Annotated in this window: 15 protein-coding genes; 8 read left to right on the plus strand and 7 right to left on the minus strand. The window is 40.2% G+C overall.

Features of this window, described 5'->3' with window-relative positions; translation table 11 throughout:
* Nucleotides 1-106 precede the first annotated feature (106 nt).
* Genes V7K53_RS18780 through V7K53_RS18790 form a run of 3 tightly spaced genes read left to right on the plus strand, consistent with a single transcriptional unit; the run spans nucleotide 107 to nucleotide 3,805 of the window.
* Complete coding sequence (locus V7K53_RS18780; RefSeq protein WP_335198977.1) at nucleotides 107-655, plus strand: (2Fe-2S)-binding protein; 549 nt, start codon at nucleotides 107-109, stop codon at nucleotides 653-655.
* The gene (locus tag V7K53_RS18785; RefSeq protein WP_335198978.1) at nucleotides 642-1,619 is read left to right on the plus strand and encodes an FAD binding domain-containing protein; all 978 of its coding nucleotides are present in this window, start codon (nucleotides 642-644) and stop codon (nucleotides 1,617-1,619) included. Before V7K53_RS18780 ends, V7K53_RS18785 begins: the two co-directional genes overlap by 14 nt.
* Nucleotides 1,616-3,805 carry a xanthine dehydrogenase family protein molybdopterin-binding subunit gene (locus V7K53_RS18790; protein WP_335198979.1) on the plus strand — a complete coding sequence of 730 codons (2,190 nt, stop codon included), beginning with the start codon at nucleotides 1,616-1,618 and terminating at the stop codon, nucleotides 3,803-3,805. The genes V7K53_RS18785 and V7K53_RS18790 overlap by 4 nt, the downstream gene beginning before the upstream one ends.
* 194 nt (nucleotides 3,806-3,999) lie before the next feature.
* On the opposite strand, the gene V7K53_RS18795 is transcribed toward V7K53_RS18790, so the two are convergent.
* From V7K53_RS18795 to V7K53_RS18805, 3 genes are all read right to left on the minus strand, one after another.
* Complete coding sequence (locus tag V7K53_RS18795; protein ID WP_335198980.1) at nucleotides 4,000-7,119, minus strand: CHAT domain-containing protein; 3,120 nt, start codon at nucleotides 7,117-7,119, stop codon at nucleotides 4,000-4,002.
* Complete coding sequence (locus V7K53_RS18800; protein WP_335198981.1) at nucleotides 7,091-7,291, minus strand: hypothetical protein; 201 nt, start codon at nucleotides 7,289-7,291, stop codon at nucleotides 7,091-7,093. Before V7K53_RS18800 ends, V7K53_RS18795 begins: the two co-directional genes overlap by 29 nt.
* 121 nt (nucleotides 7,292-7,412) lie before the next feature.
* The gene (locus tag V7K53_RS18805) at nucleotides 7,413-8,006 is read right to left on the minus strand and encodes a hypothetical protein (protein ID WP_335198982.1); all 594 of its coding nucleotides are present in this window, start codon (nucleotides 8,004-8,006) and stop codon (nucleotides 7,413-7,415) included.
* Nucleotides 8,007-8,158: 152 nt separating this feature from the next.
* Between V7K53_RS18805 and V7K53_RS18810 the strand changes: the two genes are divergently transcribed.
* On the plus strand, nucleotides 8,159-9,034 hold the full coding sequence (locus V7K53_RS18810) for a hypothetical protein (RefSeq protein WP_335198983.1): 876 nt from the start codon (nucleotides 8,159-8,161) through the stop codon (nucleotides 9,032-9,034).
* A gap of 119 nt (nucleotides 9,035-9,153) precedes the next feature.
* The gene (locus V7K53_RS18815; RefSeq protein ID WP_335198984.1) at nucleotides 9,154-10,335 is read left to right on the plus strand and encodes a sulfate ABC transporter substrate-binding protein; all 1,182 of its coding nucleotides are present in this window, start codon (nucleotides 9,154-9,156) and stop codon (nucleotides 10,333-10,335) included.
* 230 nt (nucleotides 10,336-10,565) lie between these two features.
* Here the strand turns inward: V7K53_RS18815 and argJ are convergent, their stop codons facing one another.
* From argJ to V7K53_RS34080, 3 genes are all read right to left on the minus strand, one after another.
* Nucleotides 10,566-11,729, minus strand: a complete 1,164-nt coding sequence (argJ, locus tag V7K53_RS18820; RefSeq protein ID WP_335198985.1) for a bifunctional glutamate N-acetyltransferase/amino-acid acetyltransferase ArgJ — start codon at nucleotides 11,727-11,729, stop codon at nucleotides 10,566-10,568.
* Between the two features lie 244 nt (nucleotides 11,730-11,973).
* Entirely contained in the window at nucleotides 11,974-13,488 is a 1,515-nt protein-coding gene (locus V7K53_RS18825) for a hybrid sensor histidine kinase/response regulator (protein WP_335198986.1), read from the minus strand.
* 18 nt (nucleotides 13,489-13,506) lie between these two features.
* The gene (locus tag V7K53_RS34080) at nucleotides 13,507-15,483 is read right to left on the minus strand and encodes a PAS domain S-box protein (protein ID WP_442940499.1); all 1,977 of its coding nucleotides are present in this window, start codon (nucleotides 15,481-15,483) and stop codon (nucleotides 13,507-13,509) included.
* A gap of 1,308 nt (nucleotides 15,484-16,791) precedes the next feature.
* On the opposite strand from V7K53_RS34080, the gene V7K53_RS18840 reads away from it, so the two are divergent.
* Nucleotides 16,792-17,139, plus strand: coding sequence for a hypothetical protein (locus V7K53_RS18840; protein ID WP_335187628.1), 348 nt, complete (start codon nucleotides 16,792-16,794; stop codon nucleotides 17,137-17,139).
* 316 nt (nucleotides 17,140-17,455) lie between these two features.
* Nucleotides 17,456-17,917 carry a hypothetical protein gene (locus tag V7K53_RS18845; protein WP_335187626.1) on the plus strand — a complete coding sequence of 154 codons (462 nt, stop codon included), beginning with the start codon at nucleotides 17,456-17,458 and terminating at the stop codon, nucleotides 17,915-17,917.
* A gap of 544 nt (nucleotides 17,918-18,461) precedes the next feature.
* Here V7K53_RS18845 and V7K53_RS18850 read toward each other — a convergent pair.
* Entirely contained in the window at nucleotides 18,462-18,731 is a 270-nt protein-coding gene (locus tag V7K53_RS18850) for a M48 metallopeptidase family protein (RefSeq protein WP_335198987.1), read from the minus strand.
* Between V7K53_RS18850 and V7K53_RS18855 the strand changes: the two genes are divergently transcribed.
* Nucleotides 18,668-19,135, plus strand: coding sequence for a hypothetical protein (locus tag V7K53_RS18855; RefSeq protein ID WP_335199177.1), 468 nt, complete (start codon nucleotides 18,668-18,670; stop codon nucleotides 19,133-19,135). The genes V7K53_RS18850 and V7K53_RS18855 overlap by 64 nt on opposite strands.
* Nucleotides 19,136-19,379 lie beyond the last annotated feature (244 nt).

Genomic DNA, 19,379 nt, shown 5'->3' on the forward strand with positions numbered 1-19,379 from the left:
TAATCGTTACCTTCTCGAATTCTAAATATCAGGAAGTCAAGCTAGAACAAACGCAGACTTTTTATCGGTAGTATAGTAAATGATGTAATTATTATCTACATGAGACATGGAAGAAAATTCCTTAGCTTCAAGAACTTCAGACTCACTTACTCAGGAAGTGAAAATATTCGGTTCAGAGGAAGTAGAATTATCACTGAATGTTAATAATACATCTTACTCCTTGAAGATAGAACCTCGTGTTACATTACTAGATGCACTTCGAGAAAAGCTGGGTTTGATGGGCACTAAAAAAGCTTGCGATCGCGGTGAATGTGGTGCATGTACTGTATTAGTTAATAATCGGCGCATTAACTCTTGTATGACTTTGGCAGTAATGCACATCGGTGCTGAAATTACCACAATTGAGGGATTAGCACAAGATGGTAAACTCCATCCTATGCAAACAGCCTTTATTACCCATGATGCTTTTCAATGTGGCTACTGTACATCAGGTCAAATTATCTCAGCCGTAGGGATGATATTAGAAGAATTACCAAAATCTGAAGCAGAAATTCGCGAAAAAATGAGTGGAAACCTTTGCCGTTGTGGAGCATATCCAAATATTATTGCGGCGATTCGAGATGTGCTAGAGGAAAAGGAAGATGCAGCCATTTAGTTATGCTAAAGTCACCTCAGAAGAAGTGGCGATCGCCACAGTTGAGCAAGACAAAACTGCTGCATTTATTGCTGGTGGCACAGATTTACTGGGATTGATGAAAGATGGAATCCAAACAGCGAATATATTAATTGATATTAATAGTTTGCCCTTAGCAGATATTGAATCTCAACCGAATGGAATCCGCATTGGTGCGATTTCTCGAATGAGTGATGTGGCTTTTCATCCCCAAATTCAAAAATGTTATCCCGTAATTAGCCAAGCTTTATTACAAAGCGCTTCACCGCAACTGCGAAATATGGCAACAGTAGGCGGGAATTTACTGCAACGAGTCCGCTGTGGTTACTTTCGCGATCCGGTTTTTCCTTGTAATAAACGCACTCCCGGTATGGGTTGTTCCGCAATTACAGGTTACAATCGAATGCATTCTATTTTCGGAGCTAGCGAACATTGCATTGCCGTTCATCCTTCCGATTTAGCTGTAGCTTTGACGGCATTAGATGCAGTGATTTGCATCCAAGGAATAGAAACATCACAGCGAATTTCAATTCATGATTTTTATCTCTTACCAGGTGAGACACCAGCCAAAGAAACTCTATTACAGCCTGGAGAATTAATTGTTGCTATTGAAGTTCCAGATTTTGCATATAAGTCCCATTATTTAAAAGTAAGAGATCGTGCTTCTTACGAATTTGCTCTCGTTTCCGTAGCTGTTGCTTTAGATATAGAACAAGACACGATCAAATCAGCACGTATCGCTTTTGGGGGAGTAGCACCCAAACCTTGGCGTGCTTGGGAAGCTGAGGAGATCCTCAAAGGGAAAGTAATTAACGAAGATATCTTTACAGCCGCAGCAGCAGCAGCCGTCAAAGATGCAAAACCGCAAACGCACAATCAATTCAAAATTGAATTAGTCAAACGCGCTTTGGTACGCGCACTCTCAGTTGTGGCAGAAAAATTATGAATAAAATTATTGGGAAACCACTCGATCGCGTTGATGGTAGGCTGAAAGTAACGGGAGAAGCACCTTACACAGCCGATGTGCCAATCGAGAATTTAACTTATGGAGTGATTTTTCAAAGCGCGATCGCCAGCGGTAAAATTATCCAAATAGACACAACGGCAGCCGCAGTCGCCCCTGGTGTAATAGATATCATTACTTACCAACAAACCCCATCTCTGATCAAAATACCCTTCTTTGGCCCTCCACAACCTCAGTCAACTGAAAAAGACCATAATATCTACTACGATGGTCAACATTTGGGGATTGTAATTGCCCAAACTTTAGAACAAGCCGAAACTGCTGCCTCTCGGATAAAAATTATCTACGAAGAAGCGATTCCGACAGTCACAATGGCACATACAGAGATATTTGAACCCGAATCGATATTTCTGGGCATGATGCCAGGTAAAATCACTAGAGGCAACGTTGAATCGGGGAAATTACAGGCAGATGTCTTAGTAGAGCAAGTTTATACTACGCCAATAGAACATCATAATCCCCTAGAACCTTCTGCAACGATCGCAATGTGGGAAGGGGATAACTTGACGCTGTATGAAACCACTCAAGGCGTTTCAGCAACCCAAAACCGAATCGCATCTATTCTGAATATTCCCGAAGAAAATGTCCGCGTCATCTCCAAATACTTAGGCGGCGGATTTGGTTGTAAGGCGCTGCTGCGATCGCATACGATTTTAGCAGCGATCGCAGCTCGTCAAGTAAAACGCCCTGTGAAAGTTGTGCTAACGCGATCGCAAATGTACACAGCTTGCGGCCACCGCTCGGAAACTCAGCAGCAGCTAACGTTAGGTGCAACCAAAGAAGGCAAACTAACTGTCATCGAGCAAATTGGGACATCTTTAACTTCCCTGTTTGATGACTTTGCCGAACCTGTGGGTGCAGCAACAACGATGATGTACGCCTGTCCCAATTTGCAAATTAAATACCGTTTGGGACGCATCAACAGCGGCACACCAACCTTTATGCGTGGCCCAGGAGAAGCGCCGGGAATGTTTGCCTTAGAAACGGCAATGGATGAACTGGCATACACCTTAAATATCGATCCAATTGAACTAAGACTGAGAAATCATGCAGATATCGATCCGCACAAAGGATTACCTTGGTCAAGTAAATCCCTGAAAGAATGTTATCAAAAAGGAGCAGAAATTTTTGGGTGGGCACAACGCAATCCAGTTCCCCGTTCCATGCCAGATCGTCATTTCCTGATTGGTTGGGGAATGGCAAGTGCGACATTTCCCACCAATGCTAGAACTGCATCAGTTAAGGTAGAAATTTTTGCTACTGGAGAAGTAAAAGTACAAAGTGGTACTCAAGACATCGGGACTGGTACTTATACAGTGATGACGCAGGTAGCTGCTGAGATATTAGGCTTACCAGTGCAGTTTGAATTAGGTGATAGCAATCTTCCTAAAGCACCCATTACAGGGAACTCAATGACAGTTGCGAGTGTTTCCCCGGCGGTGCATCAAGTCGCGATCGCCGCACGGGATAAGATAATCAAAATGGCGATCGTAGATGCAAATTCTCTGCTTTATGGCTCGCAAGCAGAAGATATTACTGTTGAGTCAGGGCAAATATTTTTAAAACAAGACCCATCAAAGCGAGACAGCTACACCGATATTCTCCGCCGTCACGGATTAGAAAGTTTAGAAGTTACAGAGGAATCGTCACTCAACCCAGAGAGCCAACAATATGCCAAACACTCATTTGGGGCAATATTTGTCGAAGTTGCAGTTGATGAATTGTTAGGAGAAATCAAAGTTAGACGTTGCGTAGGCGTTTATGATGCTGGGCGAATTCTCAACTTCAAGACAGCGCGGAGTCAAGTTATCGGCGGGATTACCTGGGGAATTGGTATGGCGCTGATGGAGAAGACTGTCATGGATGCTAATCAGGGCAGAATAGTTGGTGCTAACCTTTCCGATTACCTGATTCCCGTTCATGCAGATATCCCCAATATGGAAGTGCAATTTGTTGAAGAACGCGATCCTTATGTGAACGCATTAGGAACCAAAAGCTTGGGGGAACTTCCGATTGTTGGGGTAGCCGCTGCCATATCTAATGCAGTTTATCATGCCACAGGTAAGCGGATTCGGGATCTGCCAATTACACCAGATAAGTTGCTGTGAGTGAATCTGTTTGTAATTAAAAAGGCGGTTAGAAACCGCGTCGACACAAACAAAACCCACAGTTCGACAAGCTCAGTGACCGCCTCCGTGGGTTTCAAACCCTCAATTTTTTCTTAGTCCGCGGAGGCGGACTTTGCCTGTGTAGCCGCGAATTCCATTCGCCCATTCCATTCCTGGCTTCATTACGAATTACTTTACCGTGCATCGCCAATCAGCACAAATGCCGACCAATAAAAAGGATGGCGATGGTCTGCAATTAGCTTCAACTTAGCTTTTTGCAAAGCTTCCCCTTTCGTCATACCCTGCTTGAGATTCTGATAAAAATCAACCATCAATTCTTGAGTTGCTTCATCATCAACTGCCCACAAACTTGCCATAACAGCTTTAGCACCAGCCCGCTCAAATATATAAGCAACACCTGCAATTCCTGCGTCATTTAAATTAGTATCTACAGCAGTTTGACAGGCACTGAGAGTAATCAATTGTGTTCCTTGTAAACCTAAAAGAGCAGCATCGGCAATGTCTAAGGATTTATCAGCAAAGAGTAACGTATTATTTTTTAACTTGACTTTTTTGCAATCTTCAGTTTGAAAACAGCCGTGAGTTGCTAAGTGCAAAAAGGAAAACTGCAAAGCCTGGGATCTAAAGTTTTCCAAAGTAGCTTTTTTATTGATATAAACTTCACTGTCTGGCAGTATTTCTTTAATCTTTATGACTTCTGCTTCTGCACCTGGGAGATTTTGTGGCTCACTGGTTACTGGATTACCAAATGCTAAAACAGCTTGTAGTTTGCGAGGTATGGCATTTTGCATACCTGGAGATTGTAAGGATTTATTGGAAATGCGAGTGAGATAGTTGACAGGATATTTTTGGATCAGAAATTGCTTAGTTTTATTGTCGTAAAGAGTCTCAAAAGGTAAATGGCGCAGTTGATCAGTAGCAATAATACTCAGTTGTTTAGGTGATAAAGCTTTAATCTCGCCTTCTATAGGACGAATGAGAATATCATAAAGTTCGCCGCCGGTTTCAAAGTAGTCAGAATCACTATCGTTTTGTACCTGTTTTAAGTAATCAGCAATAAGCTTATCAAATTTCTTGGGATCAATAGATTTTTTAATAACACTAAAATGACCTTTTGTGAAGATAAAAAATGCGACACTATTAGGTATCTCTTTCACATTAGTCAGCAAAACAGGTTGAACTACAACTGTTCCTGCTGGGATGGAGGATGTAAGATTTTTAATATCTACGGGTGTAGTTTCAAATAATTCTGCCACTTCCGGAAAACGGCGGGATATATTTTCGGCTTCTGAATAAACTTGTGCTTCTAATTGCCGAATTTGTTGGGGTAGGCTTTCGGAGCGATCGCTTTGCAGTTGTTGCCGCAAGGATTCCAATTGTTGATTTTTTTTACTCCAGTCATCAAGAGCTTTCTGTGCTTCCGGGTTGGCAACTTTGGCATTAATGAGGCGAGTATAATCAGCAAGGTCGGCTGTGGTGAATAGGTTAACCCATTCAAAAGCTTGAGCGTATTTTTTTTGATTAATGAGGACATCGACTAAAGCAGTAGCAATTGCACTTCCACCGTTCTCCTGTAAAAACTTTTGGCGATTTTCCCGTTGTAAACCCCGGCGCATTTCTAAGCTGATTTGGAGAGATTGCTCTAAATTAGTAATGGCTTCAGTTGGTCGATTTGTACTTTGGAAGAGTCCACCAATATTACCCAAGGTGATAGCTTCACCAGCGCGATCGCCCACAGCCCGTCTTAGGGACAGAGCTTGGTTGTAAAAATTGAGTGCTTTTTGCTTTTCTCCTAAATCGTTGTAGACTGCACCAATATTATTGAGTGTGACAGCTTCACCAGAGCGATCGCCCACAGCCCGTCTTAGGGGCAGAGCTTGGTTGTAAAAATCGAGTGCTTTTTGCTTTTCTCCTAAAGCGTCGTAGACTTGACCAATATTATTGAGTGTGGCAGCTTCACCAGAGCGATCGCCCACAGCCCGTCTTAGGGGCAGAGCTTGGTTATAAAAATCGAGTGCTTTTTGCTTTTCTCCTAAAGCGTCGTAGACTTGACCGATATTATTGAGTGTGACAGCTTCATCAGAGCGATCGCCCACAGTACGAGATAGTGGCAGAGCTTGATTGAAATAATCGAGGGCTTTTTGCTTTTCTCCCAAAGCGGAGTAGACTGCACCAATATTATTGAGTGTGGCAGCTTCACCAGAGCGATCGCCCACAATCCGATATAAGGGCAGAGCTTGGTTCAAAAAATCGAGTGCTTTTTGCTTTTCTCCTAAATCGTCGTAGACTTGACCGATATTATTGAGTGTGACAGCTTCACCAGAGCGATCGCCCAAAGTACGAAATAGGGGCAGAGCTTGGTTGTAAAATGAGAGTGCTTTTTGCTTTTCTCCTAAATCGTCGTAGACTGCACCGATGTTACTCAGTGTGACAGCTTCACCAGAGCGATCGCCCAAAGTACGAAATAGGGGCAGAGCTTGGTTCAAAAAATTGAGTGCTTTTTGCTTTTCTCCTAAATTGTTGTAGACTTTACCAATGTTACTCAGTGTGGCAGCTTCACCAGAGCGATTGCCTACAGCACGCAAAAGTGGTAGAACTTGGTTGTAAAAATCAAGTGCTTTTTGCTTGTCTCCTAAATAGGAGTAGACTGCACCGATGTTAGCCAAGGTAACAGCTTCAGCAGAACGAGCGCCCACAGCACGCAAAAGGGGTAGAGCTTGGTTGTAAAAATCGAGTGCTTTTTGCTTTTCTCCTAAATCGTTGTAGGCTTGACCGATATTATTGAGTGTAGTCGCTTCACTAGAGCGATCGCCCACAGCACGCCATAGGGGAAGAGCTTGGTTGTAAAAATCAAGTGCTTTTTGATTTTCTCCTAAATAGGAGTAGACTGCACCGATGTTAGCCAAGGTGACAGCTTCACCAGAGCGATCGCCCACAGCACGCCATAGGGGAAGAGCTTGGTTGTAAAAATCGAATGCTTTTTGCTTTTCTCCTAAAGCGTTGTGGTTACGCCCAAGCCAAACTAGTGCAATCGCTTCAAATTTTTGGTCTTTGAGTTCTTGCGCAATGGTTAAAGCTTGCTGTAATATTTGTATTGCCTGTTGGTACTTCTGTCGCTGTGTCAGTTTTTCTCCTTGCTCTAGCAGTCTTTCTGCTTCTTGCGATCGCGAGTTTTGAGTCTGTCCCCTGGTAGGTTGAGCCATCAGCATTACTGTTAAAGGCGTTAGACAGATACCCAAAGCCAAAAAACTGGTGAGAATTTTTTCATAAAATAACAGGTAGCTGTTTTTCATTGGGTTTAACAGAAGCTGTGGTTATCAACATCGTGATGTTTGTCAGGAATGTCGCAATGTTTTGTATCAACATCGTGATGTTTGTCAGGAATGTCGCAATGTTTTGTATCAACATCGTGATGTTTGCCAGAAATGTTGCAATGTTTTGTATCAACATCGTGATGTTTGTCATGAATGTTGCAATGTTTGTGAGGAACATCCCAATGTTTCTTATTAATATTGTGTTTGTCATTAAAAACGTCAAAAAGCTTAGGGGCATAAATATACGCCCCTACAGATGAAATGATTCACGATCAATAAGGTTTTGCCAGAATAGCCATCGTTTTTTGTTGCGAATTGAACTGGATTTCATCTACCACATATTGCCGATTTCTCGCTACTGACTGAATACCCCGCAACTGTGCTGTAGAAACTACAGGTGGTTTGAGCTTCACCACCGCTTGACCTTGAGTAGGATTTTTTACCGTAAAAGTATTTAGGGGTATACCACTCCAAGTTACTAGTTTACCTGTGGGGCGATCGCGCTCACCCCGGATAATTTGCCGCCCATTGCTTCTGTAAACTAACGCCCCATTCTTGAAAACTACTTTTGTAATTTGGCTTAGAGGAATCGTGGTAGTTTTATCACTACGCTGAATTGATAGTGCTTGCTCTTGTGCATCAATTCCGATTACTCGACCACTGCTTGACTCACCCCCTTTGAGCATTACTTCTGCTAACTCTGGTAATGCTACTGAAAGTTCTAATTCATCTGCGTTGATTGGTGTTTGTACTAACAATAAATTTCCCGTCTTGACATTCTGTCCAATTACAGCTTCGATGTTTGCTGCGATCGCTGCTGCCATTACTAAGATTGCCACAACCCATCCCTGGAAAAAAGCTTTCATAGCTTTACAGTATATTTGACTATATTTAACTTTCTCATTAAACTTCAAAGACATATATGTAATTTCTGTAAAATCACAACAAGATCCCCGACTTCTTTAAGAAGTCGGGGATCTAAGCCTGAAGTTACAAGATTGTCTCCCCCATCTCCCCTATGACCCAAGTTCCCAACCAAGAAACCAATATTTTAGGTAAATTCACCAGTGTACTGGGCTTGCTGGGTGCGGCGCTTTTCTTTGCAGGCTGGATTTACCGTTGGTCATATTTCTACTTTTTTCAGCTAGAAGTCAATACCCTCGATTTACCTGCACAGTCTTTTTTGATAGTTCCCCTGCAAATATTTTTCGGAGATGGCTGGACAATCTGCAAAACAGCGATCGCCTTTTTTATAGCTGCGATCGCAATTCAAGCAACGTTATGGTTAATTAAAATCATCAGTGATACGGTAGTCTCTGCCAGCCAATTACTAGTTAGTCGCATCATCTCTGCAACTCAACACAAACGCTCATGGACAGCTAAACGGCTCAAATCTATAGCTGAATTTAGTTCTGGACAACTGCGTTCAGTTGATTTTTTGCGATCGCTAGTCAATGAAATAGTAATAGTATCCTGGGTTTTAATAGTGATATTTTGGTTAGCTCGTTGGCAAGGCGTTACAGATGCACGACGAGACGCTGGTCAAAACTCCACTTTGCCAGTTGTAGCCTTAATTACACCGGAAGAAAAGTTTGCTCTAGGACGCAAACTTGATGATATATTTGCCGATCCATCTTTGAAAGGTTATCGCATAATTGGCGATCGAGGTTTATTCGATGACTTACGAGGCAGGGAAGACAATGATATCAGCAATCAAAAACAACCGAGAGTCTGGCGTTTACTTCTAGAACGTGGCGGCTGGATTTATTTGTTTAGAGCATTGCCCTCAAATGCAAAACCTGATGAGCTACCGTCAGTTTTAGCTATTCAAGAAAGTGATAAGGGACATATCATCATTCGCAGTCCAGAAGTTTCTAAAACTACTTCTCCTTGATATCTTGAATAACTTGTTTAAATTTAGGTTGATAAAAAATATTTTTCTTTAACCACCGTTTTATAATAATTTTTTACAGGATCTCGTTTAAAATACTCCAGATTCAAAGGAAAAATTTGATGAACCAGTGGCAACCTACTCCTCAACTCAGGAGATATTTAACTCAATTAGTTTCCACTTGTATTGTTAAACCTTTGCAGTTTATAAGACAGTGGTACATACAGCCAATCCAAAGTTGGTTCTATAGACATTCTTCGTGGAGCATTGTCTCTCTATTTTTGGCTGGAATTAGTTTGAGTATCCTGTTAGCTGCTTGCTCTTTACGTAATATCAATTACACTGGTAATACTAGCGCAGCTTATCAGCCTAATGTAACCTTAACGTTTGTTTCTTACTCTGTTACTAGCGCAGCATACGAGCAGATAATTCCCAAATTTATCAAACAGTGGAAGGAAGAATACAACCAAAACATCACTTTCAATCAAAGCTATGATGCGTCAGCTTCCCAAACCCTTGCAGCAGTGATTGAGGGTAAGGAAGCTGATGTGGTACATTTGTCACTTCCCCTTGACATTAATAAACTTGTTGAAGCGGGTTTTATTCAACCAGGTTGGGAAAAAGAAGCGCCTAATAATGCAATAGTTACCAAATCTGTAGATGCGATCGCTATTCGTGAAGGTAATCCCAAAAATATTAAAACTTGGGCAGATTTGGCAAAAGATGGCATCAAGATAGTTACAGCTAATCCCAAAACTTCTGGTGCTGCTCGTTGGAATTTCCTGAATCTCTGGGGTTCGGCGATCAATGCTGGCGGAAATGACAGTCAAGCAATAGACTTTATTTCCAAAGTCTATAATAATGCACCTGTGTTACCCAAAACTGCTCGTAATGCCAGCGAACTGTTCTTCAAAGATGGTCAAGGTGATGTTCTTCTCAACTATGAAAAAGAGATGATTGTATCGGACAAAAATGGTGAAAAACTCCCATACATTGTACCCGATCTTAATATCTCCATCGACAATCCTGTTGCTGTTGTCGATAAAAATGTTGATAAACACGGTACTCGCTCTGTTGCAGAAGCATTTATCAAATTTCTCTACACCCCAGACTCGCAACGAGAATTTGCCAAATTGGGATTTCGTCCCGTTAACCTTGCGATCGCCAAAGAAACAGAAGCCAATTTTCCCCAAATTAAAACTATCTTCAAAGCTGAAGATTTAGGAGGATGGGACGAGATTCAGGCAAAATTCTTTGATGAAGGTACAATCTTTGACAAAATTCGAGCGAAAAAGTCAACTTAACCTTAAAAGGGCAATAATTGGCCCTTATCTACGAGACACTAAGCTCTTTCTTCAACGCCTAGCGCAATGAATCAAAAGCTCTCTAGCCCTGGCGACTAGAAGTCGCGGCTACACAGACAAAACCTGCCTACGCAGGTTAAAAACTCTTAATTTTTCTTAGTCCACGCAAGTGGACTTTGTTTGTGTAGTAGCGAATTCGATTCACCCAATACTTTTAAAACATCCTCTAATCAAGTTGAGTATTTACCATTAATTTCTATATAACCCTCTGAAAGATCGCAACCCCATACAGTTGCAGAGGCATCGCCAATATTAAGGCTAACATGAATATCTACTTTATCTTGAGACATAATTTGCCGTAACTGTTCCAAATTTTCCTCAGTTAAGCTACTAGGATAAACTTTCACATTATCAAAACTAATAACAACTTTATCTTGATTGATCTGCTGTTCGTTTTCACATTTGCCTATAGCCATAGCAACTCTTCCCCAATTCGGATCTGCTCCATAAACAGCAGTTTTTACTAATGGTGAATTTACAATTGCTTTCGCTACTGTTTTAGCTTGTGCATAGTCAATCGCTGAATCTACAGTTACCTCAATTATCTTAGTAGCACCTTCTGCATCTCGTGCAATTTTCAGCACTAATTCCTGTGCAACTTCTTGCAATGCCCTAGCAAAATCTGGTTCTGAAACTTCACCGGCTATTCCATTAGCAAGAATCACAGCAGAGTCACTAGTAGAAGTGTCAGTGTCTACACTCAAACAATTAAAAGTTTTATCTATAGTAGAGCGAAAAATAGAACGAAGGCTATTTGCAGAAATTGCAGCGTCAGTAAAAAAGAAAGTTAAAAGGGTAGCCATATTAGGCTCAATCATGCCAACACCTTTGGCAATTCCTACTAGTTTGGCATTTCCTATTTGCCGTGTAGCTAGTTTCGCTACTGTATCGGTGGTCATAATACCACGAGCGGCAGCATCAAAATCAGCATCAGTCAATTTTTTGCCAAATCCTAATAAACCAGCCCGGATTTTTTCAATCGGGTAACGTCTGCCAATTACACCTGTAGAAGCGATCGCGATATTATGTGCAGCAATTCCAGTTTCAGTTGCGACTAATTGCAGAACCTCTTGGGCGTCAGCGATGCCAATAGAACCATTAGCTACATTTGCATTTTTAGATATAACGACAATTCCTTGTGCTTGTGAATCTTTTAAATTATCGCGGCTAATAGTAACACTTGGCCCAGCAAAAAGACTTTGAGTGAAGACCCCATCTGCAACACAAGGCACTGATGATTTAATAAATACAAAATCATCAGTTGTATCTCGTATTCCCAAATTCGTGATAAATGCACTAAAACCCTGAGGTACGGAAGATATAGTTAATGACATTTTTCGATATTTAATAATTTGCTTTCATTATCTCATATCAAGTTTAGTTAATTACTTATCATGAAATCTATTTATGCAGCTTGGTTAGACGGCAGTGAAAACCAAGCTAAATAAAAAATAAATTCATGAAATATTAATATCAAAAACCTGTTACTCTTCTAAAACAATTTGCTAACTATTCAAAAATTTGACAACACATTTTTTTTACTCTTCACCTTCATCGAGAAAATTTTGGGTTAGAGTACTATAAATCAGTTAATGTAAGAGTGAATGAAGTCCATCCATTGCCACTTTCTACTTTAATCTTTCCTTGCAATTGTTCAACTAGTTTCTGGACTATAGATAAACCTAAACCCGAACCACCTTGATTCCAGATATCTGTATTAGGGAGACGATAAAATTTATCAAATATCCGTGGTAACTCTGTCAGCGCAATTTCTACTGAATTACTGACAGTAATAATTGTTTTTGCAGGTGCTTCCGAGGAATTGTGACTTACACTTAAGACAATTTCACCATCGGCAGGTGTGTATTTACAGGCATTATTGAGCAATTCTACTATAATGCGTTCCAAGCTAATGCCATCTGACAATAGCGGCGGGAGGTTTGCAGGGAGATTCGCCTGTAGAGTTTGCTGATGTTCTTGAACACGAATTTGAAACGGCTCGATAACCCAAAGTAACCACTGTTGTAAGAGCAACGCATCAGGTGTAATAACTTGATAGGATGAGCTTTCTAGCCGTTGTAAGTCTAGTAGATCGTTAATTAATTCTAGTTCGCGATCGCACTCGCTTTCCATTAATTTTAGATAGCGTTGAGCATCCTCAGTACTTTTAGATAGTTGTATCATTTGAATCATCATCTTGATATTACTCAGAGGCGATCGCAGTTCGTGAGAAACTAAATTCAAAAAGTCATTTTTGAGTTGATTTATCTCTTCCCATTGCTCCACAAGTTGTTCTTGCTCAATTTGCTTTTGACGCGCCTCAATTGCTCGTTTATGCTCAGTAATATCTCGAAACACTAATACAGCGCCTGTAATATTATCTTTGTCATCTTTAATCGGTGCAGCGCTGTCATCAATTGGTATTTCTGCACCATCTTTAGTAATCAGAATTGTTTCTGCAGGAAGATGAACAATAATACCATCTTGAAGAACTTTTATAATCGGACTTACAATAGGGTTATGAGTTTCGCCATTAGCAATATTAAATACTTCTGAAGAATTTTTGCCACAAGCTTCTTCCTGTTTCCACCCAGTCAGATTTTCTGCAACCGGATTCATAAAAGTAATTAAATTTTGTAAATCGCTAGCAATCACACCATCGCTGATACTTTTTAAAAGTGCATCCAGCCATTTTTTATTAACTTTTAATTGCCTTTCCAAACCATGCTTAGTCAAAGTTATTTCAATATTTGTTTGTAGTTCTCTTTCTTTAAAAGGTTTCAGTAGGTAGGCAAACGGTTCTGTTATCTTAGCTCGTTCCAATGTATTCTCATCTGCATAAGCAGTCAAATAAATTACTGGAATATCCAAACGCTTATAGATTTCTTCAGCAGCTTCTATTCCGTCCATTGAGCCTTTAAGCTTAATATCCATCAGTACTAAATCTGGAGATATTTCTATTGCTATATCGATCGCTTCTTCTCCTGAAGAAGCAATAGCAGGCACTGTATATCCAAATTTCTTAAGCCGATATTGTAAGTCTTTGGCAACAATAGCTTCATCTTCCACAACTAAAATTTTTGCGTTTGTCATCTTTTATTGATTGTCTATTTATGGTAAAGGAAATGTCACCTGACATTCTACTCCAGTAGAGCTTGTAATATTGATGTTTCCTGCTAACTGATGGGTTAAAGCATCTACTAACTCCCATCCTAATGATGCAATTTTTTTTAAATCAAAGTTTGCTGGTAAGCCAATCCCGTCATCACGAACTATTAGCATTAAATTATTATTAATTATTTTCTTTATTTCAATATTGATTGCACCAGTACTACCTTTGGTAAATGCATATTTTAAAGAATTAGATACAAGCTCATGGATAATCAAGCTACAAGGAATTGCTGTATCTAAACCGAGAAAAATACAATCTTCGGTACTTATTGTCAAAGCGATCGCATCTTCATTGACTTCATAAGCAGTAAATAAACTTGTTACCAAATCTCGAATATATTCACCAAAATTAATCCTAGCTAAGTCTTGAGATTGATACAATTTTTCGTGAACGAGAGCCATTGATGCAATTCGCTGCTGGCTTTGTTGAAATATTACCAAATCTTCTTTGTCTTTGATATAGGCAGATTGCAGGTTGAGCAGACTGGAAATAACCTGTAAATTATTTTTGACACGATGGTAAATTTCTTTTAATAACACTTCTTTTTCTAATAGTGATGCTTGAATTTGCTCCTCCCACTGCTTGCGTTCGCGCTGCGCGGCTTTCCGTTCGCTAATGTCTTCGACCACAGAAATAAAATATTTTGGCTCCCCACTAGATTCGCGCATTAAAGACACAGTAAGATTAACCCAAACTATGGAATTATCTTTGCGGAAATAGCGCTTTTCCATCGAGTAAGTTTGAATATTCTCTGCTAAAATCTGCTCAACATATTTCAGGTTAGTGTTAAGATCGTCCGGGTGAGTAATATCTTGGAAAGTTAACAACTGTAGTTCTTCGAGTGTGTAACCGAGAATATCGCAAAGCTTCTGATTAACTAACAACCAGCTTCCATCGATTGCGACATGGGCAATGCCAACAGCAGCTTGATGGAATGCAGCCCGAAATCGCTGTTCGCTCTCTCGCAATGCTTCTTCTATTCGCTGGCGTTCAGTAATTTCTGTCTGTAATGATTCGTTGATTCTTGTTAACTCTGCTGTTCTTTCCTCAACCATGCTTTCTAATTGGTTAAGTAGGCTATTTAGTCTCTCCTCTGCTTGCTTGCGATCGGTAATGTCAGTATGTGAACCTGCCATTCGTACTACATTACCATCTTCATCCCACAGTGCTTGCCCTCGATCTAAAATCCATTTATGGGTGCCATCTTTACATAAAACTCGATACTCGGTAATGTAAAACGGTGTTTTCTGAGCAAAGTGATCTTGAACCGCTTGTTTCACCCACTCAATATCGTTCGGATGCACTCGTGTCAAGCATTCATCTAAATTGTTAGAAATTTCGTGGTTTTCGTAACCGAGCATTTCTTTCCAGCGAGCCGAGAAGAAAACTTCATTGGTTTTAACATTCCAGTCCCAAATTCCATCATTATTGCCTCGCAGTGCTAATTGCCAGCGTTGTTCGCTTTCCCTCAACACCTCCTCAGTCCGTATGCGTTCAGCAATTTCTTTTGCTAGTTGGTAGTTTGCAGCCTCTAATTGGGCAGGACTCGGTAGAGCTAGTACTTGTGGCATTAATGGCACAAGCTCTACAGCAGTTAATACGGAGACAAAAGCGGTAATAGCTTTGACTAACCCTGATAGCCAATAGGTAGGATACCAAAGCGTCCATATATCCATTAAATGAGTTGTGCCACATGCAACGATGAATGTACCAAACATTAAGAATATCCAGCCGAAAGGTATATCTCGCCGTTTACGAACAAAATAAACCAACATCACTGGAATTGAATAATAAGCAAGTCCAGTTAACACATCTGAAATCAGATGCAACCACACCAATCCGGGTTTCCAGAGATAGCAATGTCCGTGGGGAATAAACTGGCTAGTAGAGAAAAAGTTATTTAAAAATTCCATCATAAAAACCTATACATTGCATAAGTCTTCACTAAAGCCTGAATTGCGAAAGAAGAGGTTTTTAGCCTCAGACCTTTTGTAGATGCGTATACGCCTAGAGAGTGGCTCTCATCTTTTAAAAAAGAACTAAGTTTGGCATTTTTCAGAGTTTTACCGTACTAGTTTTAGGCTAGAATCGATTATTAGCTTGAGCTTCTACATTCTGTGTTCGTCATCTTTTCTGAGTTTTTTAATCTGAATAATATAAGATTTATGAAAATTAAAGTACCGCGATCGCTTTGGTTAGCGTTACCGTATATCCTCTGAAATCAACCATTTACATATATAAAAACCTTCAAAAATTACAGTAATATTTCGGTTATATAATAATCTAATTCTAATCTAGCTGCATACGTGTATTTGCGGGTTAACTCAAATCACTTTGGGTAGGTCAGCACTATTAATCTGTCATATAGTGTCTAGTGTCCGGTTAAAGATTTATCGTTAACACCGCACATAGCAAGTGGAAAAGCTCGCTCTCAAGGTTTGGAGACAGAGCAACTGGCATTAGATGAGGCTGAGGTAGCAAATCACAGACTATGTGTTGTAAGTAAAAAGACTAAGAAATCAATGTTATTTTAGCTACAAAAATATAAAACCACTTTGGAAAACATTGATAGCTACATCTCTTTCATCAGGAGAGAACCTAGCCATCAATAGGTGTATTTATAGATAAAAACTCTTGTAGCTAAACCGCCGAATTGCATCTGGGATAATAGCGATCGCGTCCTTAGTTTTCCCTACACAGTACCTTTTTTCACACAAAAGCTACCAAATCGAATATTGACCCAAGATTTGCTACCAACATGGCACTCATCGCTCCAATAGCCCATACATCAGCAAAACTGTCGGCATTGCTGATAGTGAGGGTATCTGGGCAATCGCTTCCAAGTGCTTGCGGTTAAATATAAGTATAAATTAGTGCTTTCTGTATTGATAAAACCGACTGCTACCATTACTCAGATGGCTTATTACTTATCTTGAAGTGAGACATTGGGTATTGGGCGCGATCGCTCCTACTACACACCCCAAAATTCCCTACAGCGATGCCAAGGTACAAATCCACAGCTAACCTACTAGCTAGAACCTGTTTAAACCAAAAATTAAGCGCCCTCCAGCGATCGAGGACCAAGGCACAGAGAGGCGATCTCACTTGACTGTCAAAAAACTTTGGTGATTGTTTCTACTTTTCCGAAAAAGAGGAATCGTAATGTGATTACTATTGTAGAAAACTTCCAATGCTTATTTTTATTAAATAAATAAGGATGCACTATGAGTACACAGAATGGAAAAAACTCCTTAGTCGAAACACAGTCTTTACTTGAGGAAAGTAAACAACCATTAACTCTCAATGATTCAAGAGGTCAGCAAGGTGTACAACAAAACGCCGATGCAGTAAATAATACTTTTAATCTACCACAAAACTATATACAAACAGACCCCTGGATTTACCGTATGATTGTTGGTACACTTACCTCTACGGTATTAATTTGCCTTATAGGTGCAATTGGTCTACAAGCAAAGGGCAACAAACACATTCCTGAACTTTTAACCGCTCTTGGAACTGGTTCTTTGGGTGCTTTATCAGGATTACTAGCACCATCCCCTATAAAAAGATAGTGTTTTCTTAATGCATCTTTTTTTATACAATCTTTCTCGTACTTAACTGTAGAGCGACGAATTATTTGACCACAGCGAAAAATAATTTGTCAAGTTCTTCAAGCTTGTAAGCTTCGCTTTAGAGGAATCTGATTTTTAGCGTTTCTGAGATGAAGCTATAGAAATTACTTGAACAAGCAATATAGAAGAATTTGGATTCTTGACAAAAAATCTGCCGTTTTGGTCAAATAATTTGTCCCTTTATAAGATTTAATCAGCAACTCAGATTTTAGTTTCCTCAATGCAAAGTATAACTCAATCAAAAAGGAAGTCTCTAATGGTTAAGACTTTGACTGCTCGTCAAATTAGAAAGACAACAAACCGTTTTGTTATTGGTACTGCTGCAATGGCTGTTGCTTGCAGTAGCATTGCTTTAACTCCAGCTAATGCTGATGCTGTTATTCGTGACTATTCATGTAGTAAAGGAGGTTTTACAGGCACAATTAAAATCGATTACAATCAAGGCTTAGGAGGAAGAATAGGCTCAATAATAAGAATCAACTATAAAATTAACAAGGGAAGTAATCGCGGCGGTAATAAAGCAAATGTTACGTATGTTGACAACGGAAATCTACCCGCTACAGTATTTAAAACCGGAGATGCAGGCATCCAAGATAATAAATGGCGTTACTTGGGTGGCAGCTATTCACGAGGTAGTGGAAATATCTATGTTAAGTTCATTTTTGATAAAAGCTTCGCTTCTGATCCTAGCTGTAAAGTAGACATCTCCAGATATTAAATATGCGTTATCCAGAACCCTTGTAGAAACGTAACACTGTTACGTCTCTACATTAGACTTCTTGCATAAGTCGGGAAAAAGGGAAGGGAGAAGGGCAAAAGGTTCAGTATTGTCCCCTTCCCCTTTAACCTTTACCCTTTTCCCCTCTCTTGCAAAAAGCACTTTTGCAAGAGGTCTATTCTTTTTCAGCAGATAACTAGTACCGCAAGGCGGAAGTCAAAAGTCAAAAGTCAAAAGTGTCAGGGAATAAGCTTTTTAGGGATTTGAAATTGTTGCTCTATTTACGCCGTGGCGTACTAGTGAAAATTACACGATCGGGGAAGGATTGAAGTCCTCGAAAAAATCCCTTGCATCCATATAAGTGTCACCCTAAAAATTTGACTGCATTTCAAAGCTGTGATTCCCGCTCTCTAAATTGTCCATTAACGGTATTCCCCTAGTATCGGCAGTCGTTTTACATCCAACAATTCAACGTTTTGAGACGTTGCAGGCTCAAGCTTTCAACTTTGTCTAAATGCGATCGCTCTTATTATTTCACATATTTCTAAAGGTTATAAATTGCGGCATTCTCAGTTAACCACTGCTTTTGCTTCAGATAATCTGGCACAATACGCTCCACCCTATGCCAAAATGCAGTGCTGTGATGCGGTTCAATTAACGTGAGTTCGACGAGTATTATTTGACCTCTCCCCCAACCCCTCTCCGTGTCGGAGAGGGGAGCAAAAGCTGAATTTTTCGCTACTCCTCCCTTTGGGTTTCGGAGAGGGAGGCTGGGAGGGAGAGGTTTGTCGAACTCACGTTCAATTAGATGCACCAGTTCATGAACTGCCAAATACTCAATACAATCATAAATTTGAGGCGATCGCTGTAATAAAACTTACTTTTACCTGCAAAATCAGTTTTATTGTTCATGCATCGGTGTGTTATGCCATTACGTCGGCGTGTTATGCCATTACATCGGTGTGTTATGCCATTGCATCGGTGTGTTATGCCATTACATCGGTGTGTTATGCCATTGCATCGGTGTGTTATGCCATTGCATCGGTGTGTTATGCCATTGCATCAGTGTGTTATGCCATTACATCGGTGTGTTATGCCATTACATCGGCGTGTTATGCCATTACATCGGCGTGTTATGCCATTGCATCGGCTTGTAAAACTGAAATTATCTTTTCTTTAACTTTGCCCGATCTAAAAACCTTACCCGACGGTTATTGAAAATTATATCTGCTACGCCTGTCGTCTACCGAAGTAAAAGCTGCTGTAAAATATAACTACCGTTGCAAATTCAACAAAACGCTTGATAATGACAGTATATCTCTTGTTGAGAGACACTCCAACACACTTCCAAATTGCTGAAGTCTAATCTTTCAACTTGCTAGCTATACGCCAATACCCTTGGGTTAAGGGTATTGGGTGTAGATGATTGGTCTTTCGAGACGCGATAAATCGCCGTCTCTAC

This window comes from Nostoc sp. (assembly GCF_036917355.1).
Taxonomy (GTDB): domain Bacteria; phylum Cyanobacteriota; class Cyanobacteriia; order Cyanobacteriales; family Nostocaceae; genus Nostoc.